Annotated in this window: 23 protein-coding genes; 13 read left to right on the top strand and 10 right to left on the bottom strand. The window is 64.5% G+C overall.

Annotated elements, in window-relative coordinates; translation table 11 throughout:
• Positions 1 to 46: 46 nt before the first annotated feature.
• The 7 genes from NKJ57_RS01045 to NKJ57_RS01015 all read left to right on the top strand — a co-directional run bounded on the left by NKJ57_RS01045 (position 47) and on the right by NKJ57_RS01015 (position 8,426).
• On the top strand, positions 47 to 829 hold the full coding sequence (locus NKJ57_RS01045) for an SDR family oxidoreductase (RefSeq protein WP_352510323.1): 783 nt from the start codon (positions 47 to 49) through the stop codon (positions 827 to 829).
• Positions 826 to 2,361: a mannitol dehydrogenase family protein gene (locus NKJ57_RS01040; RefSeq protein WP_352510322.1), complete on the top strand. Its 1,536-nt coding sequence runs from the start codon at positions 826 to 828 to the stop codon at positions 2,359 to 2,361. The genes NKJ57_RS01045 and NKJ57_RS01040 overlap by 4 nt, the downstream gene beginning before the upstream one ends.
• 24 nt (positions 2,362 to 2,385) lie before the next feature.
• Positions 2,386 to 3,300, top strand: coding sequence for a sugar phosphate isomerase/epimerase family protein (locus NKJ57_RS01035; protein ID WP_352510321.1), 915 nt, complete (start codon positions 2,386 to 2,388; stop codon positions 3,298 to 3,300).
• Positions 3,301 to 3,378: 78 nt separating this feature from the next.
• On the top strand, positions 3,379 to 4,413 hold the full coding sequence (locus tag NKJ57_RS01030; protein WP_023683115.1) for an ABC transporter substrate-binding protein: 1,035 nt from the start codon (positions 3,379 to 3,381) through the stop codon (positions 4,411 to 4,413).
• Between the two features lie 278 nt (positions 4,414 to 4,691).
• Positions 4,692 to 6,242: a sugar ABC transporter ATP-binding protein gene (locus NKJ57_RS01025; RefSeq protein ID WP_352510320.1), complete on the top strand. Its 1,551-nt coding sequence runs from the start codon at positions 4,692 to 4,694 to the stop codon at positions 6,240 to 6,242.
• Positions 6,239 to 7,210: an ABC transporter permease gene (locus NKJ57_RS01020; RefSeq protein WP_352510319.1), complete on the top strand. Its 972-nt coding sequence runs from the start codon at positions 6,239 to 6,241 to the stop codon at positions 7,208 to 7,210. Before NKJ57_RS01025 ends, NKJ57_RS01020 begins: the two co-directional genes overlap by 4 nt.
• A 235-nt stretch (positions 7,211 to 7,445) precedes the next feature.
• Positions 7,446 to 8,426, top strand: a complete 981-nt coding sequence (locus NKJ57_RS01015; RefSeq protein WP_023728503.1) for an ABC transporter permease — start codon at positions 7,446 to 7,448, stop codon at positions 8,424 to 8,426.
• A 292-nt stretch (positions 8,427 to 8,718) separates the two neighbouring features.
• Here the strand turns inward: NKJ57_RS01015 and NKJ57_RS01010 are convergent, their stop codons facing one another.
• Positions 8,719 to 9,159: a lipid-binding SYLF domain-containing protein gene (locus tag NKJ57_RS01010; RefSeq protein WP_023686526.1), complete on the bottom strand. Its 441-nt coding sequence runs from the start codon at positions 9,157 to 9,159 to the stop codon at positions 8,719 to 8,721.
• A 160-nt stretch (positions 9,160 to 9,319) separates the two neighbouring features.
• Entirely contained in the window at positions 9,320 to 10,312 is a 993-nt protein-coding gene (locus NKJ57_RS01005; protein WP_352510318.1) for a hypothetical protein, read from the bottom strand.
• 198 nt (positions 10,313 to 10,510) lie between these two features.
• On the opposite strand from NKJ57_RS01005, the gene NKJ57_RS01000 reads away from it, so the two are divergent.
• Positions 10,511 to 11,179, top strand: coding sequence for a GNAT family N-acetyltransferase (locus tag NKJ57_RS01000; RefSeq protein ID WP_352510317.1), 669 nt, complete (start codon positions 10,511 to 10,513; stop codon positions 11,177 to 11,179).
• A gap of 13 nt (positions 11,180 to 11,192) precedes the next feature.
• On the top strand, positions 11,193 to 12,404 hold the full coding sequence (locus tag NKJ57_RS00995) for a cytochrome P450 (RefSeq protein WP_352510316.1): 1,212 nt from the start codon (positions 11,193 to 11,195) through the stop codon (positions 12,402 to 12,404).
• Here the strand turns inward: NKJ57_RS00995 and NKJ57_RS00990 are convergent.
• The 4 genes from NKJ57_RS00990 to NKJ57_RS00975 form a co-directional block, all read right to left on the bottom strand.
• Complete coding sequence (locus NKJ57_RS00990; RefSeq protein ID WP_023691919.1) at positions 12,388 to 13,302, bottom strand: glycosyltransferase family protein; 915 nt, start codon at positions 13,300 to 13,302, stop codon at positions 12,388 to 12,390. The genes NKJ57_RS00995 and NKJ57_RS00990 overlap by 17 nt on opposite strands.
• Complete coding sequence (locus NKJ57_RS00985) at positions 13,299 to 14,174, bottom strand: alpha-1,2-fucosyltransferase (RefSeq protein ID WP_023686531.1); 876 nt, start codon at positions 14,172 to 14,174, stop codon at positions 13,299 to 13,301. Before NKJ57_RS00985 ends, NKJ57_RS00990 begins: the two co-directional genes overlap by 4 nt.
• Positions 14,175 to 14,279: 105 nt before the next feature.
• Positions 14,280 to 14,639 carry a hypothetical protein gene (locus NKJ57_RS00980; protein WP_023691921.1) on the bottom strand — a complete coding sequence of 120 codons (360 nt, stop codon included), beginning with the start codon at positions 14,637 to 14,639 and terminating at the stop codon, positions 14,280 to 14,282.
• An 88-nt stretch (positions 14,640 to 14,727) separates the two neighbouring features.
• On the bottom strand, positions 14,728 to 15,876 hold the full coding sequence (locus NKJ57_RS00975) for an amidohydrolase (RefSeq protein WP_352510314.1): 1,149 nt from the start codon (positions 15,874 to 15,876) through the stop codon (positions 14,728 to 14,730).
• 289 nt (positions 15,877 to 16,165) lie between these two features.
• Between NKJ57_RS00975 and NKJ57_RS00970 the strand changes: the two genes are divergently transcribed.
• The 3 genes from NKJ57_RS00970 (at position 16,166) to NKJ57_RS00960 (ending at position 17,822) form a co-directional block, all read left to right on the top strand.
• Entirely contained in the window at positions 16,166 to 17,161 is a 996-nt protein-coding gene (locus NKJ57_RS00970; protein ID WP_352510313.1) for a GlxA family transcriptional regulator, read from the top strand.
• A gap of 68 nt (positions 17,162 to 17,229) precedes the next feature.
• A complete protein-coding gene (locus NKJ57_RS00965; RefSeq protein ID WP_352510312.1) occupies positions 17,230 to 17,511 on the top strand; it encodes a type II toxin-antitoxin system ParD family antitoxin in 282 nt (93 codons plus the stop codon).
• Positions 17,508 to 17,822 carry a type II toxin-antitoxin system RelE/ParE family toxin gene (locus NKJ57_RS00960; RefSeq protein ID WP_023669695.1) on the top strand — a complete coding sequence of 105 codons (315 nt, stop codon included), beginning with the start codon at positions 17,508 to 17,510 and terminating at the stop codon, positions 17,820 to 17,822. The genes NKJ57_RS00965 and NKJ57_RS00960 overlap by 4 nt, the downstream gene beginning before the upstream one ends.
• On the opposite strand, the gene NKJ57_RS00955 is transcribed toward NKJ57_RS00960, so the two are convergent.
• Genes NKJ57_RS00955 through eglC form a run of 3 tightly spaced genes read right to left on the bottom strand, consistent with a single transcriptional unit; the run spans position 17,809 to position 22,317 of the window.
• Positions 17,809 to 19,128 carry an HlyD family type I secretion periplasmic adaptor subunit gene (locus NKJ57_RS00955; protein ID WP_352510310.1) on the bottom strand — a complete coding sequence of 440 codons (1,320 nt, stop codon included), beginning with the start codon at positions 19,126 to 19,128 and terminating at the stop codon, positions 17,809 to 17,811. The two genes, NKJ57_RS00960 and NKJ57_RS00955, sit on opposite strands and share 14 nt — an antisense overlap.
• Positions 19,129 to 19,131: 3 nt before the next feature.
• On the bottom strand, positions 19,132 to 20,892 hold the full coding sequence (locus tag NKJ57_RS00950) for a type I secretion system permease/ATPase (RefSeq protein WP_023707581.1): 1,761 nt from the start codon (positions 20,890 to 20,892) through the stop codon (positions 19,132 to 19,134).
• Entirely contained in the window at positions 20,893 to 22,317 is a 1,425-nt protein-coding gene (eglC, locus tag NKJ57_RS00945; protein WP_023669698.1) for an endo-1,3-1,4-beta-glycanase EglC, read from the bottom strand.
• 416 nt (positions 22,318 to 22,733) lie between these two features.
• Here eglC and NKJ57_RS00940 point away from each other — a divergent pair, with 416 nt between their 5' ends.
• Positions 22,734 to 23,177 carry an SRPBCC family protein gene (locus NKJ57_RS00940; protein ID WP_352510309.1) on the top strand — a complete coding sequence of 148 codons (444 nt, stop codon included), beginning with the start codon at positions 22,734 to 22,736 and terminating at the stop codon, positions 23,175 to 23,177.
• Between the two features lie 70 nt (positions 23,178 to 23,247).
• Here NKJ57_RS00940 and NKJ57_RS00935 read toward each other — a convergent pair whose 3' ends face one another.
• Positions 23,248 to 24,213 (bottom strand): hypothetical protein, encoded by a 966-nt coding sequence (locus NKJ57_RS00935; RefSeq protein WP_023714109.1) that lies wholly within the window; start codon positions 24,211 to 24,213, stop codon positions 23,248 to 23,250.
• Positions 24,214 to 24,275 lie beyond the last annotated feature (62 nt).

The raw sequence follows: 24,275 nt of genomic DNA, 5'->3' as shown, positions 1-24,275 counted from the left end.
CCGTTCCATATTTCTCAAAATAGAAACTTTATTCCCGGGAGGAGGAATGGAGATCCGGCTTGACGGCAAGGTGGCTCTGGTCACCGGGTCGACGCAAGGCATTGGCCGCGCCATTGCCGAGTCGCTGGCGCGTTCCGGTGCTGCCGGGCTGCTGGTCACCGGCCGAGAGAAGACGCGTGGCGAGGCTGTGGCGGCCGAGCTTTCGCAAATGGGCACGCCGACCATCTTCGTCGCCGCCGACCTTGCCGATCCTGACGCCCCCACCCTTCTGGCGCAAGCCTGCATCGAGCGCTTCGGCCGCATCGATGCGCTGGTCAACGCCGCCGGCCTGACCGATCGCGCCTCCTTCCTCGACGCCAGCCTCGACGACTGGGCGGCGCTGTTTGCCGTCAACACGCGCGCGCCGTTCTTCCTGATGCAGGCGGCGATTGCCGACATGAAGCAGCGCGGCCAAGGCGGCGCCATTCTCAACATCCTGTCGATCAACGCCCATTGCGGCTCGCCGGAGCTTGCCGTCTATTCCGCCAGCAAGGGCGCGCTGGCGACGCTGACCAAGAACGCCGCCAACGCCCACCGTTTCGACCGCATCCGCGTCAACGGCATCAATGTCGGTTGGACGGACACGCCGGCCGAACGCATCATGCAGGCGGAGACTTTGGGCAACGGCCCTGGCTGGCTCGACAAGGCCAATGCCGCGCAGCCTTTCGGCCGGCTGCTGACGCCGAACGATATCGCCAGCCTCGCCGTCTTCCTGCTCTCCGACGCGGCCGGCCCTATGACCGGTGCGGTGATCGACCAGGAGCAAACGGTGATCGGGGCGAACCGGTGAGCGCTTCCACCGAAACGCTTGGGCCGGCGCTGCTCGACCGCTTGCCGGCCTCGGTCCAGACACCGTCCTATGACCGTACGCTCCTCTCGCCCGGCATGGCGCATCTCGGCGTCGGCGCCTTCCACCGCAGCCATCAGGCCGAATACACCGACGATCTCATCTCGCTGCGCTTCGACCGCTGGGGCATCGTCGGCATCAACATCCGTCCGCCCAGCCTTGCCGACACGCTGGGACGGCAGGGCGGGCTCTACACAAGGCTGATCCGCGAGAACAGCCATATCGAGGCACGTGTGATCGGCAGCATCGTCCGGGTGGTCGACAGCCAGGAGAGTGCGGCACCGGCGCTCGGCGTGCTGATCTCACCCGATATCGAGCTGGTGACGATGACGGTGACCGAAAAAGGCTATTGCCACGTCCCGTCCAGCGGCGAACTCGACCTTGGCCATCCCGACATCGTCCACGACCTCGCCAACCCCGAGACGCCACGCAGCGTGCCCGGCCTGCTGGTGCGGGCGCTGGAGCAGCGCAGGGCCACACATGAGCGACCCATAACGTTTCTCTCCTGTGACAACATCCCGACCAACGGTACTATTCTGAACAATGTCGTGCGGACGTTTGCCGAACGGCGGAGCAAAGGGCTGGCCCGCTGGATAGAGGCCAATGTTGCCTTCCCCGCGGCCATGGTCGACCGCATCGCGCCGGCGGTGACGCAGGATGACCTCGATAGTGTCGAGCAGTGGTTCGGCTACCACGATGCCGCCGTCGCTGTCGGTGAGCCGTTCCGGCAGTGGGTGATCGAGGAAAAATTCGCCGGCCGCATGCCGCGCTGGGATCTGGTCGGCGCCACCTTCGTCGACGACGTCACGCCGTTCGAGCATCTCAAGATGCGGGTGCTGAACGGCGCCCAGACGACACTGGCGACGCTCGGCGTGCTGGCCGGGCTCGAGCACACATCGGACGCCATAGCCAACCCACTGCTGTCGGACTTCATCCGGCGCATGCTGGTCGAGGAGACGCTGCCGACGCTGATGCCGGTGCCGGGCGTCCTGCCCCTTGCCTATGTCGAGCAGAGCCTTGCCCGGCTGAAGAACACCGCGATCCGCCACGGCAACCACCAGGTCGCCACCGACGGTTCGCAGAAGATCGTCCAGCGCCTGCTCAACCCGATCCGCGACCGGCTCGCGATGGGCCAGAGCATCGGCCTGCTATCGGTGCCGGTCGCCGGCTGGATGGCCTATCTGATCCGGGCCTCGGATCGCTTTGAAAGACGCTGGCCGGTGTTGGATCCCTATGCCGGCAAGGTCGCCGCGATCGCCGATGCGACCGGTCACGATGCCAGCGCGCTGGTGTCCGCCATCCTTGCCATCGGCGGGATATTCGACCCCGGCCTTGCCGCCGACGATACGTTCCGCGCGGCCGTCACATCGGCGCTGGGCGACCTGCTGTCGGACGATCCGATGGCGGCTGTCCGGCACAGTCTCGAACAAGATGAGGTCGCGAGGTTGAAGCGATCCAAACAATCGGCATTATAGTCGTCGGGGTCTAAGGGAGGCAGAATGAAACTAGGAGTGCTAACAGCACCTTTTGCGGAGACGCCGCTTGGCGAGGTTGCCGACTGGGCGCACTCGGCCGGCTTCGAGGCGCTGGAAATCGCCTGCTGGCCGAAGACCTCCGGCGCGACGCGACGCTATGCCGGCACCAGCCATATCGATGCCGCTTCCACCTCGCCCGCGCAGGCCAAGGAGATCGTCGCTTCGCTGACGGAGAAGAAGCTGACGGTCTCCGGCCTCGGCTATTATCCCAACCCGTTGCATCCGGACCCTGCCCATCGCGAGGCCGTCATCGGCCATCTGAAGAAGGTCATCGTGCTGGCCGCCAATATGGGCGTGCCGGTGGTCAACACCTTCTGCGGTGGCGATGCCTCGAAGACCGTGGACGTCAACTGGCAGGACGCGCTGAAAGTCTGGCCCGAGACCGTCGCCTATGCGCGCGATCACGGGGTAAAACTCGCCTTCGAGAACTGCCCGATGATCTTCACCTATGACGAATGGCCGGGCGGGCACAACATCGCCTATTCGCCGCTGGTCTGGCGGCGCATCCTCGAAACCTGGGGCGGCGAGGTCGGCATGAATTTCGACCCCTCGCATCTGGTCTGGCAGATGATCGACCAGGGCCGCTTCATCAAGGAGTTCGGCCCCTACATGCTGCATGTCCACGCCAAGGATTTGATGATCGATCATGATGGTTTGTATGAGCGCGGGATCCTTTCCGCCGGGATAGGCTGGCAGGTGCCGCGCATGCCGGGATTGGGCGATGTTGACTGGAGCGGCTTCTTCTCCGGCCTCTACCGCGCCGGCTATGACGGCTCGGTCATCATCGAACATGAGGACAGGCGGTTTGAAGGCAACGACGATGCGGTGAAGCGGGGCTTCCTGCTCGCCCGCGACGTGCTGCGCCCCTTCGTCAAATGACGAGGTGAATGACTTGGTCTGAACCTGCCGAAGGGTCTGACCCTGAGACGAAAAACAACAATGTGGAGGAGTACTGACATGAAGAAAATACTGACCATGGTCCCGTTGCTTGCGGGCGCTGCCTTGCTGGCATCGATGGGCGTGTCGTCGGCCGAAGCCAAATATACGATCGGCATTTCCAACACCGTGCAGGGCAATGGCTGGCGCGAGGAAATGGTCTGCGCCATGAAGGCGCAGGCGCTGGCTTCGGGCGAAGTGACGAAGCTCAACATCGCCCATCGCAACACCGATGCCGCCGGCCAGCTCGAAGACATCCGCAATCTGATCAGCGCCAAGGTCGACGCCATCGTCGTCAACCCCGCTGATCCCGCCGGCATCAAGGCGGGCCTGGAAGAAGCCACCAAGGCCGGCATCGTCGTCGTTGCCGTCGACCAGGCGGTGACCGAACCGTCGGCCTACATCATCTCCAACAACCAGGAACAGTATGCCTATCTCGGCGCCAAATGGCTGTTCCAGCAGATGGGCGGCAAGGGCGAAGTGTTCTACATGCGCGGCGCCGCCGGCGCCTCGGCCGACAGCGATCGCGACAAAGGCTTCAAGAAGGCGCTGGCCGAAAACCCCGGCGTGAAGGTGGCGCAGGAAGTCTTCACCGGCTGGCAGCAGGATCAGGCCAAGCAGCAGATGCTGTCGTTCCTGGCCACCGGCACGCCGTTCAACGGCGTGTGGACGTCGGGCATCGACAACGTCATCGTCGACGCGCTGGTCGAATCGCAGGCGCCGCTGGTGCCGGTGGTCGGCGCCGACAATGCCGGCTTCGTCGGCCAGCTGAGCTCGGTGAAAGGTCTCGTCGGTGCAGCCGTCACCAACCCCGGCTCGATCGGCGGCGCGGGCGTGACGCTGGCGCTGCAGATCCTCGACGGCAAGAAGCCGGCGCAGCAGACCGTGCTGGTCGACCCGCAGCTGTGGGACAACGCCACCGACGAAGGCAAGGCCAAGCTGAAGGCAGCCGCCGATCCGTCGCTCAGCCCGGAATGGCCGGTCTCGATCTCGATCCCGGAGTGGACGACCTACACGAAGGACCAGATCGTGGCCTGCAAGGGGCCGGGGGAGTAAGCCTGGTTTGAATGAACTGGCGAGGACGGCGAACGACCGTCCTCGTCACACAGACTAGCGCTCTACGGCGCCCCCTCTGTCCTGCCGGACATCTCCCCCACAGGTGGGGAGATTGGCTGTCATCTCGGCTTTCGCTAATTTTCTACGCCGCAATACGAGGGGCGGCGCCGGAACTGCCAATCTCCCCCCTTGTGGGGGAGATGTCCGGCAGGACAGAGGGGGGCGCCGTAGAGCGCCGACATTAGTTTCTGGAACCATCAATTTTGACAACAAACCATTTGACCACCAGCCCCCTCCTCGACGCCACCGGCGTCGCCAAGAACTACGGCGCGGTTGCAGCGCTTCGCAACGCGTCGCTCTCCGTGCTGCCGGGCGAGGTCCACGCGCTGATGGGCGCCAACGGCGCCGGCAAGTCGACGCTGGTGAAGATCCTGACCGGCGCCATTCCGGCGAACTCCGGCCGCATCCTGATCCGTGGCGAGGCGCGCGACATTCGCTCGCCCGCCGCCGCGCGCCGCGCCGGGCTGCTGCCGGTCTACCAGGAGCCGTCGCTGATCCCCGATCTCGACGTTCTCTCCAATCTCAGGCTCACCGGCACGCCGGTCGAGCCGTTCCGCGCCTGGGTGCGCGAGCTCGGCATCACCGACCTCGATCTGCGCGACACCGCGCGCGACATTCCGCTGGCCGTGCTGCGCCTGCTCGACCTGGCGCGGGCGCTCGCCGTCGAGCCGGACGTGCTGCTGCTCGACGAGATGACGGCGGCCCTGCCCGCCAACCTCGCCGAAAAAGTGCTGGAAGTGGTGCGCCGCCAGGGCGATGCCGGCCGCGCCGTGATCTTCATCTCGCACCGCTTCGTCGAAATCTCCGCACTGTGCGACCGCGCCACCGTGCTGCGCGACGGCGAGACCGTCGGTGTCGTCGACATCGTACCCGGAGTCGAGGAAAAGATCGTCGAGCTGATGCTCGGCACCCGCATCGTGAAAACTCATGTCGCCGCCCGCAGCGCCGCCGAGAAGGCCGCGCCCGCAGCTGCCCGGCCGCGCATCTCCGTGCGCAATCTCCGCGTCGGCGCCAAGCTCAGCGACGTCTCCTTCGATCTCGCCGACGGCGAAGTCGCCGGCGTCGTGGCGCTCGAAGGCCAGGGCCAGGACGAATTGTTCGCCGCCCTTGCCGGCTCGATCCGGCCCTCCGGCGGCACGATCGAAGTCGATGGCCAGCCAGTGAAATTCGCCCACCCGATCGACGCCATCCGCGCCGGCATTGCCTATGTGCCGGGCGACCGCTCCGAGGCGCTCGCCATGCAGCGCTCGGTCCGTGAAAACATCGCCCTGCCCTTCAGTGCCGCGCTGCGCAACTGGGGGCCGATCAACATGCGCCGCGAGCGCGCGACCGTGCTCAGCGCCATCGAGCGGCTGCAGATCGACACCCGCGCCCAGGGCGAAGTGCAGCGCCTGTCCGGGGGCAATCAGCAGAAGGTGACCATCGCCCGCTGGATCGCGGCGGATGCCCGCACCATCCTGTGCTTCGACCCGACGCGCGGCATCGATGTCGGCACCAAGCAGGAGATCTACAAGCTGCTGCGCGAACTCGCCGGCAACGGTAAGTCGGTGCTGTTCTACACCTCGGAGCTGGAGGAGGTGCAGCGCGTCTGCGACCGCGTCATCGTCATCTTCGGCGGCCGCCTCGTCGACATTTTTCCGGTCGAGGAGGCCGACGAGCCGGCGCTGATGCGCGCCGCCTACGGCCTGCCGCGCGGCGCCAAGGCCGACATCGGCATTCTGGCAGACCCGACCGCGAACACTTCGGCTTCGCCGGAGGCGACGCCATGAGCCATTTCCTGCGCCGCCAGGGCTGGGTTGTCGGCCTGTTTGCCCTGCTCATCGTCCTGTTCATCGCCACCAGGATCATCCAGCCGGCCTATGGCAGCAATGATTTCGGCTCGCTCGCCCGGGCCGTTCTGCCCTATGCCTTCGCAGTCGCCGCGCAGACGGTGGTCGTCATCGCCGGCGGCATCGATCTGTCGGTCGCCGCCATGATGGCGCTGACCAGCGTCACCGCGGCGTCGATGATGAATGGCGCGAGCGAGGAATACGCGCTGTTCGTGGTGCCCTTCGTGCTCGCCATGGGTTTTGCGCTCGGCGCGCTCAACGGCCTGCTCATCGTCGTCACCCGCGTGCCCGACATCGTCGTGACGCTGGCCATGCTGTTCGTGCTGCAGGGAGCAGCGCTGTTGGTGCTCGACGCGCCGGGCGGCGGCATCGCCGAATGGCTGAAGGCGCTGATCTCCGGCACGGTACGGATCCCCGGCCTGCCCGACGCCGTAGATGCCTGGGTCCCGAAGGCGCTGCTGGTGCTGATCGTGTGCCTCTGCGTCATCTGGATACCGCTGCGGCGCTCGCGCCTCGGCCTCTCCGTCTACGCCATCGGCTCGAGCGAACTGGCGGCGTTCCGCTCCGGCGTGCCGGTCAAGCGCACTCGCATCATCGCCTATGCGCTGTCCGGCCTGTTCGCCGCCTTTGGCGGCCTGGCGCTGACCATGAGCACCGGCATCGGCGCCCCCATCCCCGGCCCCTATCTGCTCGCCAGCGTCGCCGCCGTGGTGCTGGGCGGCGTCGCGCTCGGCGGCGGCAAGGGCGGCCTGCTCGGCCCCATCGTCGCCGTCTTCGTGCTGAGGCTGGTGCGCACCGACCTGACGCTGCTCGCCATCGACCCCAATGTCACGGCCATCATCGAGGGGCTGATTATGGTGGCGGTGGTGATGTTCGGGGCGTTTATCACGATGCGGGGGCGGCAATGATGGGTGTGCTGTCGCAGAGAGACGTCGGCGTTCCTTCGCGCCCCCCTCTGTCCTGCCGGACATCTCCCCCACGAGGGGGGAGATCAGCTGTCATCGCCGCTTTCGCCAGCCTTCAACGTTGCAAAAAGGAGCGAGGCGCTGGAGCTGCCAATCTCCCCACAAGTGGGGGAGATGGCCGGCAGGCCAGAGGGGGGCGCCGTAGAGCACTGTCCTCGCAGAACATTGGGCGCACCCCATGAGCACCACCGCCATCACCCCGGTCCCCTTCGGCCGCCGCATAAAGCGCTTCATGGCCGATCGCCCGCTCATCCCGCTGATCGTCCTGCTCGCCATCCTGGTTATAATCCTGCAGATCCTGCGCCCCGGCATCGTCAACGAGCGCTGGATCGCCAACACTATTAAATTCGCCATCCCGCTGGCGATCCTGGCGGGATGCCAGACCATGACCATGCTGACCGGCGGCATCGACCTGTCGGTCGGCACGGTGGCAACGATGAGCGCCTTCATCATGGCGACGCAAGTGGTCAACCAGGACCCGGCGGTGGCGTTCCTGCTGGCGATGATGCCGGCGGTGCTGATCGGCCTCGTCAACGGCATCGGCGTCGGTGTCTTCCGCGTCCACCCGCTGATCATGACGCTGGGCACCAGCCTGATCGGCACCGGCTGCCTGCAGGTCTACCAGCGCACGGTGATCGCGTCGGGCGCAAAAATCCCCGACTTCCTGGCTTGGCTCGGCACCGGCGTGACATGGGGCTTCCCCAACGCGCTGCTTTTGTTCGTGCCGCTCGCCGCCCTCATCGTCTTCACGCTCGCCCGCACCGGCTTCGGCCGCCTGCTCTACGCCGTCGGCGACAATGAGCGCGCGACCCGCCTGTCGGGCGTGCAATACTGGCAGGTCATCACCGCGCTCTACGTCACCTCCAGCGTGCTCGCCGGCATCACCGGCCTGCTCTATATCGGCCTGATCAAGGCGCCGTCGCTGTCGCTCGCCGAACCGCTGGTGCTGCCCTCGGTCGCCGCCGCCGTCATCGGCGGCACCTCCATCTTCGGCGGCCGCGGCGGCTACACCGGCACCATCATCGGCGCCCTGATCCTGACCGTGCTGACAACACTGCTGACCATCCTGCAGATGCCGGAGGGGGCACGGCGGATCTTGTTCGGGCTGATCGTGCTGTTCGTGACGGCGGCGTATTTGCGGATTGTGGAGGAGCGGTAGGGGCTGGCGCCCGACGCTGCATTGGGCGAAGCTTCCCCATCCAAGGTTCAGGCCAAGCGCACGGGAGCAAGTTCCCCCTCACCCGGATTGCCAACCGAATTGCGAAGGGCAATTCGGGGCAATCCGACCTCTCCCCGAGGGGAGAGGAGGGCGCCAGCGTCAACGCCAGCCTCTTCTCCCCAGCGGGGAGAAGGTGGCCGCGAAGCGGCCGGATGAGGGGGCTGGCGCAGCCATAGGCGATTATCATCGCCCCAGACGAGCTTACCCCACCGAGAACGCGAGGGAGCGCCCCCTACTTCAAAGAAATCGCCATCCCGCTCAGATCCGCATTCACCTGCAGCCCCACCTGCCGGCCCGTAAGCTCGAGCTGGGCGCCCTTGTCGTTGGTCATGACGATCACCTGCGCCCCCTTGCCGAGCGCGCCGCCACCGCCGGCCGCGCCATAAACCCCGGTCGCATCCCGCACCCTGCGGATATGGCGCACGGTGCCCCGGAAATAGGTCTTGGAAACCCCGAAGGCGAAGCCGCCCGAAACGCCGCCGATCGTGATGGGATAGGAGCGGCCGTGGAAGGTCAGCGTCCCCTCGCCGCCGGAACCGCCGACGAAGAAGGCCGCCTTGTACACGGCAAAGCGGATCGTGCCGCTATCGGCATGCGCGGCGCTGGCAGCGCTGACGGACACAGTTGTGATGGCCGCAACCGCGAGCGAACGAAAGCTGGACGAGATGGTCATGGTGCGAGCTCCTCAGGATCGCCGCTTGCCCAACCGGCAGGGCTCGTCGGCGTCTTAACAAACTTGAACAGGTTCAGGCCGGATTTGGTTCCAGGCAGGCTGTGACAAGATCCGACGAAACGTGACGTGGTGTACTTTCGGGTTGCGGAGGAGGCGGCGGCTATTTCCTCTTCCTGAGCACTTTTCGCAGCGTTAACTTCAACCGCCTCATCTGGTAATGGCGCCGCAACTTGGCCAGCGCCGACTGGTGGGCGGTGTCGATTGCAGCCAGCGAGCCCGCCTCGGTAGCCTGCGGCAGCGCGAGCAGCGCGTCGGCCTGAAGATCGGCAAAGGGCTTGGGGTCATAGCTGGCGAACGGCGTCGGCGGGTCGCTGAGCACGGTGGGGTTGCTGTTGATCTCGAACACTACAAGCCTGCCGTCCACGAAAGTGTAGTCGATGCGGCCATACTGCATGCAGGCTTTTTCGAAGACCTGCATGACCGCATTGGCGTCAGGATTCGTATCGACATAGGTCCTGATTTCTTCGATATGCGCCGGCAGCAATTGCTCGGGCGAATTCTTGACGAACCACGATTTCGACATGGCGCAATGCTGGCCGTAGATCGTATCGCCGACCCGAAACGCCGCGTACTTCCTGAAATAACCGTCCATTCCGGGGGTGCCGATCATCTCCACCACCATCGGCCGCACCAGATCGCTACCGTCCAGCCGGGCGATCGCGGCGTCCAGCGCCGGCCGGTCGTGCAGCAGCGGCGGCTCTCTGTAGAGTGCGCCCGTCTCGTCGCGGATGAAAACGGGATAGCGTATCGCCTCTTCCAGCTCGTCCGGCCTGAACACACGAAAAGCGTTGCTGCCGTCGGCATGAAGCAGGCGCAGCAGGTCGAAGCGCTGCAGGCTGGCGGTCGGGTGATTGAGCTGCGTCAGGCCGGTGTTGTCAGCCAGTTCGGCGCTGATGCCGGCCGCGCGGCTCAATTCGTCCGATGTCAGCCGGTCCATGTCGGACCAGATGACCACCCCGGCGCGAACGCCGCGCAGCAGCCCGGCATCCTCGTAGCGCACCAGCCGGAACCACGCCTCCAGGTCAGTCCGGTGATACAGAAGCACCACCGCCTGCGTGTAGGCGTGCTCCCGGTGCGCGACGTAAAATATCATGCGTTTCCGTTGTCCGTATGTAATTGCAAAGGGGAACCATGATAATTAGACAGGCTTGTGAAAGCCGTGAAATGGTTCTCGATCCGGCATGCGTCAAACAGGAGATAGAACAGGTTGACGTTTCCGTGAAGCTGCAAACCGCATTGGCAAGAAACTGCCATGCGCCATCAACGCGTTAGAAGTCGAGGCAGCCGACACATGAATTTAGACGATGTTGCGACACCCATCCGCCGGTTAGACCTGGAAGACATCCCTTTGCTGATGGAGCTTGAGGCTGCCGCCTGGGCCGCACCGCTGCAGGCGAGCGAAACGACCATCCGCCACCGGCTGGCACTCGGACACACCATGTTCGGCGCGATCGATGGCGATCTGCTTGCTGGCACCATCTGCTTTACCGAGACCAGCCAGGATCCGCTGGTGCGCGCCGATTTCCCCAGGAATTTCGATGCCTATGCATCGCTGCCGCGCAGCGAGCCGGTTTACGCACTTTACGCCTACAATCTCTGCGTCCGGCCGAGCCATCGCGGCTCCAACACGGCGGTGCGGCTCTTGAAGGAGATGGAGAGCCACGGCCGCCGCCTGGGCGCCAGCTGGCTGATCGGCGATGGCCGCTGCTCGTCCTATGCCGGCTCCTCGGGCGAAGAGTATGATCATGTCAAGGCCGATGCGCGGTTCCGCGCCACCATCGACCGCTGGAACCAGACCGGCACAAGACCGCCGCTGGAAGAGATCATCCGCGATCCGCTGCTGCGCATGCACTACCGCGTCTACGGATGCGAGTTCCTCTACGTCATGCCGGACTTCTTCCCGCAGGACGCCACGTCAGGCGGCTTCAGGGTCATTTCAGCCAAGAATCTCAAGGCATGAGATTCGCGCCGTCATGACAGCTCCGCATTTCGATCCGTTCGCGCTCGGCGACGACCCGTTTCCGCATTTCGCCCGCATGCGCGCCGCCGGCGGCATTGCGCGCGGCGTCGCGCCCTATCCCGAGCTGGCCGACGCGCATTATGTGTTCAGCCATGAGCTGGTGTCGGGCGCGCTGAAGCATCCCGCTCTTGTTCAGGCGCCGCCGGGTACATATGAAGAGGTCCGCCGCAAGCTCGTCGACCATGCGCCCATGGCTCTGCTCAGCCGCTCGGTGCTGCTTGCCGATCCGCCTCAGCATGGCGCCTTGCGCCGGCCGGTCGCTGGCTTTTTCTCACGGCCGGCCATCGAAGCGCTGACGCAAGGTCTTCGCGCGCTGAGCCACGAGCTGGTCGAGCGTGCGCTGGCGGATGGCCGCGTCGACGCCGTCGCCGGGCTCGCCGTGCCAGTGTCCTTCTGGCTGCTGCAGGAAATCCTCGGCATCGAGATCGAGGACCCTTGGGCGTTGAAATCGGTGACCCGCCGCATGGCCAGCGCATTCGACCTGCGAAGAGCGCAGCCGCCGGCAGAAAGCGCCGAGGCCTATCGCGAATGCCAGGCTTTTGTCGAGGAGCGGCTGGCTCGACAGGCCTACCGGTCGGACGGAATGGTTGCCGGCATGGTGCGGGAGGTTGCGCAAGGCCGCTGGTCGCGCGAGGACATGGTGGCCAACATCGTCTTCATGCTGTTTGCCGGACAGGAGACTGTCGTCGACGCTCTCGGCAACGCAATTGTTGCGCTGGATCGCTTTCCCGAACAGCGCGCGCTGCTCAAGCGCGGCGCTGTCGACTGGAGCAGCGCGGCGGCCGAACTGCTGCGCTATGGCGCCTCGGTGCAATACGCCGTCGCCCGCATCGCGGCGCAGGACATCGACCTCGGCGACGTCAGGATTGCGGCTGGCGAAGCGGTCGTGCCGGTGCTCGGCAGCGGCAATCGCGACGATGCCGTCTTCGCCGATGGCGACCGGCTGGACCTCACGCGCCCGCCAACCATGTCGATGACCTTCGGCACCGGCCTGCATGTCTGCCTCGGGCAGCATGTCGCCCGTATCGAGATCGCGGCGATGATAGAAGCCCTGTTCACCCGTGCGCCCGGATGGCGGCTCGATGCCGCAAATGCCGAGCGCCGCGCCTCGATGTCGTTTCACGGCATGGCTACCGCGCCGCTGATCCTCAACCCCGCTGCGTGAAAAGCGGCCGCGTCTGGGGGATGACCGCCGGGTCGAGCGACCTGACGATTTCCGAAACCTTTGCCCGCAAGGCGCCCACCGTCGCATCGTCGAGCGGATCGAGAATATCGTTCTGATCTCTCGATACCCGGTACTCGTCCAGCGACGGCGCCTCGCTCGACGGCGTGAAGCCGCCGCCGCGGGCATGCTTGTCGGCCAGTTCCTGCCTCGATTTCACGGCATAGTGGCGGATCCAGCCGATCTTCCATTCCATCGGCATGGCCGCCGGGTGCTTGTCGAGCGTCATGCCGTCGACCAGCGTCCTGCGGAGCGAGATGCGGAAACCGTGCGGGTGCGGCATGAACTGCCCGGGATCCCGCAGCGCCTTGCGCAGCACCGAGGACACGCGGGCAAACGACTTCTTCCAGCGCGCGGTCGGGGCGTCATGCGTGCCGCGCCTTTGAAACCGCACCGTCACCAGTTCGTCGTCATAGGCCTCTTTGCCGTCGCTGCCGAAATTCACCCAGCGAAAGGCGACGCTGCGCACGCCCGGGCGGCTCAAAAGCGAGCGGACCAGTTCGGCTCCGCTCCAGGGCGGCGCGTCGAGCGGCTCGAGGAACTCGTCGGCGTCCATGAAGCCCAGATAGCGATAGCCGTGGAGCAATGCCTGCCAGTAAAGATAGGAATAGGCCCGCCGCTGCGGCAGCACCGTGTCGTGTCGCCAGTCGACCAGCCGAATCCAGCCGGCATCGCGCAACGCCTGGAGCACCGCCGTCTGCGGTCCGGCGCTGCAGTTGTCGGCGATCATCAGGTCGAAGCCATGCAGCTTGTGCCAGGCGACCCACTCGATCACATAGGGCTGCTCCAGCTTCATGATCGCGCAGATCACCGGCCTGTTGACGGAAAACGGAATTCTCATCGCAACGCTTTCCCCGCGCCACCCGCTGCTGCTTGAGGCTCGACCTGCCGGAACGGGATCGCATCGCCATAAAATGCCGCAAGCTGCTCCGAAGAGCCCGTCCAGTCGCCCATGTCGAACTGGTGGAACCGATAGCGTGGGTCGTCAAGGGGCAGCAGGTCGATATCCGGCCTGATGCACCGGTCGAATATGCCGGCCACCGGCAGATGGATCGTCCGCGCCGAAGACAACCAACCGGCCAGCCAGGAGAAGCTGCTCACCCCCGTGACGAGATGGCTCGCCCGGCGCAGCGTCTCGAAATCGGTCAATGGCGACGCCTTCGGCGCGAAGACAGCATCGGGAAAACGCTGACGCAGGCGCCGGCAATAATCGTTGTCGTCATGGGTCTGGCCGACGAAGACCGGCTTGCGGCCGCTATCCTTGATGAGCGTCTCGAAGAAGCCGAATGGCATCGGGCAATAGTTGCGGTGGAAGCCGTCGAGGATGTCGCCGGCCCGCACATGGATGACGAGAAAATCGTCGCCATGGGTCGGCGCGGCGACGGCACGCCCGTCGAACAGCCCGGAGACCTCGTCCCGGTCATAATAACCCAGCCGCTGCGCGAAGCCCTTGAAGCGGATGCTCCGCGCCCGCCTGTCGCGGAACGCGGCTATGATCCCGTCGAGGTCGTAGCGGTGATAGCCGTCGACCCGAAGCAGCCGGTATTTCCACAACAAAGGCGGCCGCACCCTGGCGATGGACCATTCCGGCAGGTCGGCGTCGCAGACATAGCCACCGGGGATACGCTTCGCCAGCACATGGCAAAACATGTACTGGAACATCTTGTTCGCCATGCCGCCAAACGGCTGCATCACGATGGGCACTTGCCGCATTGGACCCCTTTCGCCAAAGACGGTCATTGTTACCCGAGCTGCGCGGGCCGGTCGACTGGCCTCTGACGCCAAGGGCGCATCATGATCGCCGCCGGCAAGCCACCCTCAGGGGTAATGCGTCGGCTTTGGCGCGTAGATCTTTGGATCGAAGTCCAGATCCCTCGGCAAGGGCAGGCTTGAGCACTGCAAATGCACCTCGCGTGCGAGCAGCCTTCGCTGCTTCTGCTCGTTCTCCTTGATGGCCGCCACGAGGCCCATGCTGTAGGGCCCCAGCACGACGCCGGCGGCCCATCCCGGATGCTCCTTCTCGCGCGCGTCGTAATTCATGGCATCGGTGCGGGCCTGCTGGCATTCCGGCGTCGCCCATTTCGGGTCTTGGGTCGAGAGCGAGGCTCCATACTGGACCGGAGACGATACGCACCCTGCCACTGTCGCAGTCAACGCGACGACCATTGCAATTCTCATCCGCAAGCCCCTCCTAATGTAGGAGGCGACTACAAGACGATTCCAGCGGGAAAAAGGCAGCTTCAGGATGCGGATTTTGCAGGGCCGCTCACCCCAGCAGGTTGCGCGCCGTGCGCATGAAGATCTTCGAACCGATCGGGATCAGATCGTCGGGAAAATCATAATCGGGATTGTGCAATGACGGGGTGCGCTCGCCCGCGCCGAGGAAGAACATCGCCGACTTCGCCTTGTGGCCGAAGATGCCAAAATCTTCCGAAGCGCGCATCGGCAGGGCTTCCTCGCTGCGCGCGACGCCCTCTTCGTCCAGCGCGTGGTTGAGATGTTCCACCGCGTCCGGCGCATTGACGCTGGCGACGAAGATTTCGTGATAGTCGCAGCGCACGGACAGGCGGTGCTCGGCCGCTATCCTGGCGGCCAGCGCCTCCGCAGCTGCGACCAGCTCCGCCATGCGCTCGTCACGCCTTGTGCGCAGCGTCGCCCAAACCTCGGCGTAGCCGGGCGCGATGCCGAACACGGCCTCGCCCATCGTCGCATGGGTGACGGTGACCATGCTGAAATCGTCATCGGCGAAAGTGCCGCGCCCCAGTGCCGGAAGCGCCGGCATCAGCTGGCTGATCGCCGGCATCGGCGACACGCCGGTTTCGGGCATGGAGGAATGCGCGGTCTTGCCGTCCAGCACGATGCGGATGCCGCGCGAGGCGCAGTTGACGACGCCGGGCTTGAGCCGCACCTCGCCGAACGGCACGCCCGGCAGATTGTGCAGCGAGAAGGCGAAGTCCGGCGCGATCTCGCCAAAGCGTGGATCGGCGACGACGCCGGCCGCACCATTGCCGGTTTCCTCCGCCGGCTGGAACATCAAGACGACGCGGCCGCGGGCCGGCCGCTCACGCCCGAGCTGGCGGCCAAGTGCGGCCAGGATCGCGGTGTGGCCGTCATGGCCGCACATATGCGATTTTCCCGGCACCTGCGAGGCATGCTCGACGCCCGAAAGCTCCTCGATCGGCAGCGCATCGATCTCCGAGCGGAACAGCACCGTCGGTCCCGCCTGGCCGCTGTCATAGACCGCCGCCACGCCATGACCGCCGAGGCCGGTCAGCACCTTGTCCGGCGCTGTATCGGCGAGGAAGCTGACGACTTCCTTGGCGGTCTGTTCTTCCTCGTTGGAGATTTCCGGGTTTTGGTGCAGCTTGCGGCGCCATGCCGTCAGCTCGATGATATCGCGATTGGTCAGAGTCATGGCTTGGGCTCCGCTTTGGTGCTGCAGGTTACACAAACACGATAGGGTTTTTCTCACGCCGTGCCATACTGATCAATTCCACTGGTCCATCTGCCTGTCTTGTGTGAGCGTAGATGACGACATCCCATGACCACCACACAACCCAGAGAATTTCCAGCTCCGCACTGAGGCCGTCGATCTCATCTCCGACATCCGGTGGCTTCTCCTGAAAAGCGCCGCGTGCTCGCCTGTGCGACATCTTTCGCGATATTTGCTTCCATCCACCCGAAGGAACGGTTTCGGAGCAACAATGGCCAGGCGGTTTGCGTTTCTCTTGGTTCGCGACTTCACGCTGTCGCCGCTGTCGCTGTTCATCGACACGCTGCGGCTCGCCGGCGATGAAGGCGACCGCAGCCGCCGGATCGAGTTCGACTGGGAGATCGTCGGCGAGCGTGGCCTGCCGATCCGGGCGAGTTGCGGTGTCGAGTTGCTGCCGACCAAGGCGATCGGCAATCCGCAGGAGTTCGACAATGTCGTCGTGGTCGGTGGCCTGCTCGACACCAACCGCAGCCTCAGCTCCGAAAAGGAGGTCTTCCTGTTGCGGGCGGCCGAAAAGGGCGTGCCGCTGACGGCACTCTGCACCGGCAGCTTCGTGCTCGCGCGCTACGGTCTGCTCGATGGCTACAGTGCTGCCGTCAGCTGGTTTCACATCAAGGATTTCCGCAGCCAATTCCCTGATGTGAACGCCCATGCCGACAGCCTGTTTTCCGTCGATAGGGGCCGCTCGACCTGCGCCGGAGGCACGGGTGCGGCCGACCTTGCCGGCCATTTCGTGTCGCAGTTCATCGGCCGCAAGGCTGCGGAAAAAGCCGCCAAGATCCTCGTGCTCGACCGCATCCGCTCGAGCTTGGATGTGCAGCCCGTCGGCGACCTCTTTCCCGCGGCCTCGAGCCGCGCGGTGAAACGGGCGCTGCTTCTGATGGAAAGCAATCTCCAGGAGACGCTGTCGATCGCCGAGATCGCGGGCCGGTTGCATTTATCCCGGCGCCAGCTTGAGCGGCTGTTCGGCGCCGAGCTCGGCATCGGCCCGATGGCCGCCTATCTTGCGCTGCGCGTGCATCAGGCCAAGTCGCTGCTGGAGGGGAGCGACTTGGCGATCGGCGACATCGCCTACCGCTGCGGTTTTCCCAATGCCGGCCATTTCAGCCGTGTCTTCCGCCATCAGACCGGTATCACGCCGACCCATCTCAGGCATCCGAACCGAATGTCCGGTGTCTTTGCCGACGGCAAGGGGAGCGGTCCCTAAGCCTATATTGGGGCGTGCGATCTCGCCGTTGGTATGATAATATCATACCAACCTGATAGGAGGGATCCATGTCCGCCACCGAAAAACGCACCTTCAGCCTGCCGGCCGAGCAGGCTGCTTTCATCGACCAGCTCGTTCGGTCCGGCACATACGCGACCAGCAGTGAAGTGATCCGCGCCGGTCTTCGCGCATTGCAGGAACGCGACGCCGCCGTGGAGCGCTGGCTGCGTGAGGAGGTCGCGCCCACCTATGATAGGTGGAAGGCAGACCCCTCCCAGGCCATCCCGGCCGACAAGTCTTTTGACAGCATCCGCGCACATCACGCAGCTCGCCTCAATGGGAACGTGTGAAGCGCCGGCATGTTGTCCTTTTGCCGGAAGCCCAGACGGACCTGTTATGGATATACGATACGGTCGCTCACGCATCCGGCAACCTCACCGCCCTTCGCTACATCGAGCGGATCGAGCGATTTTGCCTGGGTCTCGACTATGCCTCGGAACGCGGAACCCTAAGGGATGATGTGCGGCCGGGGCTTCGCATCGTTGGCTTCGAGCGCCGCCTGACTGTGGCCTTCACCGTAGAAGGCGACCAGGTGGTGATTCTCAGGGTGTTCTACGGCGGCGTCAACTGGGAGGACGAGTTGGCGCCTATCGCTCCGTGAACGCCCGCGCGAACGAGTCCAGCATCGGCCGCGCCAGATATTCGAGGAAGGTTCGGTCGCCGGTGCTGATAAACGCCTCGACCGGCGTTCCCGGGTAAAGCTGCTCGGCTTTCACGCCCTGCGGCAGCGTGTCGGTGATCTTCAGCGTGGCGCGGAAATACGCCTCATGCGTGGTTTCATCGATCAGCCGGTCGGCGGAAATTTGCGTCACCGTAGCCGGGACCTCAGGGGTGAGGCGCGCGTTCAGGGCGGACAGCCTGAGCTTCGCCGGCTGGCCGACGCGAACCAGGTCCACGTCTTTCGGCCGCAGCTTCGCGTCGACGATGAGGCCCGACGCGGTCGGCAGGATCTCCATGATCTTCTGCCCCGGCGCAATCACGCTGCCTTTGGAGTTGTAGATCGAGGATACCACGATGCCGGCTGCCGGCGCCTTGATCGTCGTGCGCCCCAGCACCGCCCCGGCTGCGGTGATCTGTTCGCCGATGTCGGCCAGGCTGGTGCGAACCTCGTCGAGCTTGGTCAGCGCGTCCTCGACGCGCTGCGTGGTCGCGCGCTCGACCTGCGCCTGGGCTTCGACGATCTGCGTCTTGGTCGCTGCGATATCCGCCTCCAGCGCGCCGGCCTGGCCGACCAGATCGGCCTCGCTGCGCAGAAGCTGCGAATATTCGCTGCGGTTGGTGAGACCCTTGTCGAGTAGGCCGGTCTTGATGCCGAGTTCCTTCTTCACGATCTCGGCCTGTTGCTGGATGGCGAGTTTCTGCGCCTCCAGTCCCAGCGCCGACTCACGATGCATGGCGACGCGCTGCGCCAGGATCGACTGCTCGGAGCGGAACCGGGCGAGCCTGGCCTCGAACTCCTTCTGCTGTTCGTGCACCAGATTGTCGAAATCGCGCTGGAACGGCGCGGGTGCTGCTTCGGCGATCGGCGCCAGCCTGTCCGATCCGTCGCGCTCGGCCTCAAGTCGCGCGGCACTTGCCCTGAGCGCGATCGTCTGTCTGGTCAGCCGGTTGAGGTCGGTCTCGGCCGCCCTGCGGTCGAGCAGGACCAGCGGTTCGCCTTGTTGCACGCGGTCGCCTTCATGCACCAGCAACTGCTCGATGATGCCGCCCTCGGGGTGCTGGATGAGGATGTTGCCGCCCGTCGCCGAGATCGTGCCCGAGGTGATCACCGCGCCGGAGAGCGGCGCGTTCGCCGCCCAATGGCCGAAGCAGCCGACGAAGAGCGCTATGGCCACGTAGCCGACGACGGCCATGCGGCGGAAGTCGGTGCGCGGTCGACCTTCGAAGGCGAGGCTCTGCTGCATCATCGTCTATGACCCGAAGCGGACGCTGTGCGGGCGCACGGTCGGCACGAACGAGCCTGTCACCACCGCGCTCCCGGCCTTGCCGGCCGCCGGTTGCCTCAGCACCTCGCTCGCAGGGCCGAAAGCTTCGACCATGCCGTTGCGCAGGACCATGACGCGGTCGCAGGCCGCGGCGATCGAAGGGCGATGCGTGATGACGACTGTCGTGACGCTTACACTTCGCGCGGCCGAAAGCATCCCTTCGAGCGCCGCCTCCCCACTGCCGTCGAGATGGGCGTTGGGCTCGTCCAGCACCAGCATGCGTGGCTTGCCGTAGAAGGCGCGCGCCAGCCCTATCCGCTGGCGCTCGCCGCCCGACAGCACGGTATGCGACGGGCCTATCATGGTCTGATAGCCGTCGCGCAGCGTGAGAATCAGCTCATGCGCCTCGGCGCGCCTGGCCGCTTCGACGATCGCGGCGTCATCGGCGTCGGGTTCGAAGCGGGCGACATTTTGCGCGATCGATCCCGGGAAAAGCTCCACCTCCTGCGCGAGATAGCCGATATGCCTGCCAAGCTGGGTTTCGTCCCAGCTCCTCAGGTCGGCGCCGTCGACCCTGACCGCGCCGCCGGTCGGCTGCAGCGCGCCCACAAGCAATTTCGCCAGCGTCGATTTGCCGGCCCCGCTCGGGCCGACGATCGCAACCGCTTCGCCGGCGCCGATGGCAAAATTCAACCGCTTGAGGATGGGCTCAGTGCCGAAAGCCGCAGTCGGCGCGATGAAGAACAGATCCTGCACCGAAATCGCGCCCAATGGATCGGGCAGTGCGAGCTTGCGCCCCTGCGCTGGTTGCGCCGCAAGGGCGGTGTCCAGCCGCTTCCAGCATCGCTTGGCGTCGACGATCTGCCGCCAGGATCCGATCAGCTGGTCGAGCGGCTGCAGCGCGCGCGACGACACCAGCGACGAAGCGAAGATCATGCCGGCGGTCATCTGCCCTTGTAGCACCAGCCACGCGCCGGCGCCGAGGATCGCCAGTTGCAGCATCATGCGCAGCGCCCGCGACGTCGCGCTGAAGATCGCATTGGCGCTTCCGGAACGGTCATGCAGGGTCAGCGCCTCAGCAACGTGTTGTCCCCAGACCGCGGCGGCATTTTGCACCATGCCCATGGCGCGCAGCGTGTCGGTGTTGCGGGCGAAGGCCTGCTCCGCCTGGCTGGCCACCGCCGAGCGTTCCGCCGACATGGCATCGTTCCTGCCGATGGCAAGCTGGTTGGCCACGACCAAGAGAAACAGCAGCACGGCGCCGGCGAGCGTCAGCCAGAACAGGACGGGATGGATGAAATAGAGCAAGGCCAGGAAGACGGGCGCAAACGGCAGGTCGAACAACACCGCCACGCCGCGCGACCTGATGAAGGCGCAAGTCGTGGCAAGGTCGTTCAGCGGCGACAGCCCGCTGCCGGCATGTCTGGCGCCAAGCGAGGCGGCGAATGTCCGCGCGCCCAGTTTCTGGTCGACGGTGGCCGCAACACGTTGCGCGTAGATGGCGCGGACCGCGTCCAGCAGGCCGAGGAAGGCGAGCGCGAGGACCGCCATGGCCGAGAGATAAAGCAGCGTCTCGACGCTGGAGGACGGCAACACCCGGTCATAGACCTGCAGCAGATAGAGCGGGATCACCAGGAGCAGGATGTTGATCAGCAACGAAAAGATGCCGATATCGGCGATGCCGCGCAGGAAAACCGGGCGCAGGCCGATGGCCGCATCCCTGAGTGGCGCGCGGTCCCGTGACATCTAAACCGCGTGCTCGGCTGTCGTGCTCAGATGGCTCTGCTGCAAATCGTTCAGCGTATAGGCGTGGATATAGTCGATCTTCATTTGCGCGGGCGTCGCCAGATGGTCGGGCGGCGCGCCGGCTTGACCGCCGACCGCAAGGTCGACCAGCATATACATGGGCTTGTTCATATCGGACGGCGTCGCCGCTTCCGCGACCTGGACGCCATCATAGGTCCAGACCAGCTTGTCCGGCGTCCACAACAGGCCATAGGTGTGATAGCCGTCGGTGTTGGAGACATTCACCGTCGACCCGACCGTGGTGTGGGTTCCCGTCTCATTTGTGTGCGCGGTCATGAGAAGCGCATTCGGGTTCTGCCCATACATTTCGATCACGTCGAGTTCCGGGGGCCATGAACCGTCTTCGGGCAGAAGCCAGAAGGCCGGCCACGCGCCGGCATTTTCCGGGAGATCGGCCCGCATTTCGAAATAGCCATAGGTCTGCGAGAAGGTGTCGTGCGTCGTCAGTATGCCGGAAGTGTACTCGTAATTGTTGATCAGCGGCTTGATGTCGTCGGGCGCATGCGCCGCGGTTATGGTGAGCACGCCGCTTGCGACGCTGAACGGATGGACCGAGCTGGTCGGCGCATAATTGGCGTCGATATACCATTGCAGCTCGCCGTTCTGGGGCTGCGAGCTGCCGTTCTGCGCCCCCCACCAGAAATTGGAATCCCAGATGCCGCTCTGGCCGTTCCACAGGCTCAGCGTGTTGAAATCGTCGTTGAACGACAGCGTCATGCCGGTCTTGTCGATCGGCAGCTCGAACTGGCCGGGCTGAAACTTGTCGATCGTGGTGTTGTGGAACACCAGCACCTCGCTCGAGCCGAGGTTCAGCTGCACGTTCGATCCCACCTGGACCATATTGGCGTGGACGGCCTCGAACGAGGTGAAGGCATAGCCGTTGAGGCGCACCGTGTCGGTCGCGCCGAAATCGGAGATAAGGTCGCTGCCATTGCCCTTGGTGATGATGAAGGTGTCGGCGCCGGCGCCGCCGATCAGCACGTCATTGCCCTTGCCGCCGTCCAGCGTCTGGCTGCCAGCGCCGCCCGTTATGATGTTGTCCTGAGCATTGCCGAAGGCATAGTGGCCGTCGCCGGTGACGACGAGGTTCTCGAAATTGGCGGGCAGCTTGTAGCTCATCCAGGTATCGATCGTGTCGACGCCCGCGCCGTAGTTCTCGACCGCTTTGTTGATCGTCGAATAGAGATGGTAATAGTCGTCGCCCGCGCCGCCATACATGGTGACCTTGACGTTGGTGTCGCCCCAGAAGGAATCGTTGCCCGAGGTGCCGTAGCGGTAAGGCGCGCCTCCAGTCGCCGAGAACCAATGGGTGGAAGCGCCGGTATAGGGAAGTGGAATGCCTTTGGCGTTGAGGACTGTGGTCATTCCGACACTCCTTGCGCATGCTGCCTTGGTCGTTCGACAACCTTCGAGCGACCATTTCGGATCAACTCTTAAATTGATCCGTCGTTCCAGGGAATCATTCTATAGTACACCAAGGAGATCGTCGCCCATCATTTAATAGATAATGCCGAAGGCGTTAAGCTGATCCTAATACAACTTTGTAGGAGAGACTTACAATTTTAATAAATTGTGAGATCCGCGCCGAAAGGTTAGGCAACCTGTCAATGATTCATGCAATTTGACGCGACACGACCGCCTGCCTGAGGCGGCGACTCGAAGTCGCGGGCGGATGGCTGCCGGCAAAGGGCTCAAGAAAATTTGACAGGCTATGTCGGACCGGGTGAAGTTCACCCGTCCTTGGGGCATCGAACAACGAAACCACAAAGGATACCGAAGAGATGCCAAGCACCGTACGTTTGCACCGCGTTCTGACGACCAGCCCGGAGAAGGTCTACCGCGCATTCACAGAAGCCGACGCGCTGGCGAAATGGCTTCCGCCGAACGGCTTCACTTGCACCGTGCACAGCTTCGACGCGAAAGTCGGTGGCGCCTTCAAGATGTCGTTCCGAAACTTCACGACGGGCGGCAGCCATTCCTTCGGCGGCGAATATCTCGAACTCGTTCCCGGCGAGCGCCTGCGCTACACCGACAGGTTCGACGACCCCAATTTGCCCGGCCAGATCGAAGTGACCGTGCTCCTGAAGAAAGTGTCGGTCGGCACGGAACTCGACATCACGCAGGCCGGCATTCCGGACCTTATTCCGGCCGAAGCCTGCTATCTCGGCTGGCAGGAGTCGCTGCGCAATCTGGCAAAGCTCGTCGAACCCGAGATCAATCAGTAGAGCCCATCGGATCGGCGGCGCCGCCCAGCCAGTCCGCGCCGCCGACAATGCCGAGCCGAGGACTCATCCCTCACGGCCCGGTGCAGATCGGCAACGGTTGTGGCGGCGGTGGCGGGTTGTCCTTGGCGTATTGCGCGATGATCGGCTCAAGGCTCTTTCGCGGCCAGAATTTCGGCTTGCCGATCTCCTTCAGGCAGGACGCATTCCAATAGGCGCCCGATTTACCAACGGCGGCGATGTCGCGCGATTCCGGGTAGATATAGAGCGTCGTCGGATTGCTCTTCACCATCGAAATGATCTGGTCGGCGTCGGACGGCGACCAGCTGGTGCAGCCATTGCTGCGGCCGCCGGCGTAATCCACCAGCTTGCCGTATGGGACGAAGCCGTCATGGTCGGCATAGGAGCTGTTCGGGTTCTTGCGCAGGCACATGCCGCGCAACAGCCGCGCCGCGTGGCCGCCGATCACCCGCTGCCTGGCATTCGCCGTCTCGCCCTCGCCGTCGAACTGGATGAAGGTGCGCAGCAGCGCCTGGTCCTTTTTTGCGCCGATGCGGTAAAAACCCTTGAATGAGGTCTTTGCCTCGCCGGTCATATAGGCGCCGCCGGTCGTCAAGGACGAGTCCAGCGCATTGCCGAAGTTTTTCGCGCAGCGCTTCCCGTTGGAGAAATCGACCACGCCCTTCAGATTGCGGCCGCCGCCATGGCCCGACGAGATCGCCCTGAACGACTGCTTGGCCTCGCAAATGACGTAGTAGCGCCGCCCCAGCACGCCATTGCCGAGATCGCCGGGGCGCGTCGCATCCATGGCGAAATAGCAGCCATTGTGGACAGCGCCTTGCGCGACCTTCTTCAGGTAAAGCGCGCGCGCCCGCTCCAGCACCACTTGCGAAATCTCGCCGTCGTCATTGCCGACGTGGGCCTGCAGCCACGCCGGTAAATCGGAGGACGCGGCAAAAGACCGGGCAGACATCGTCAAGGCGATGCCGGCGATGGCGAGGAGGCCAAAGACAAAGACAGCCAGAGATTTCAACCGCACCGGACAACCCTCCCGCCCGAACCGTTCTGCGATTCTCGGAAACCCATCATAAATCGTCGCGC

Source organism: Mesorhizobium sp. M0077 (genome assembly GCF_040322955.1).
In the GTDB taxonomy this organism is placed as follows: domain Bacteria; phylum Pseudomonadota; class Alphaproteobacteria; order Rhizobiales; family Rhizobiaceae; genus Mesorhizobium.
This window is presented reverse-complemented; position numbering and strand designations above follow the sequence as displayed.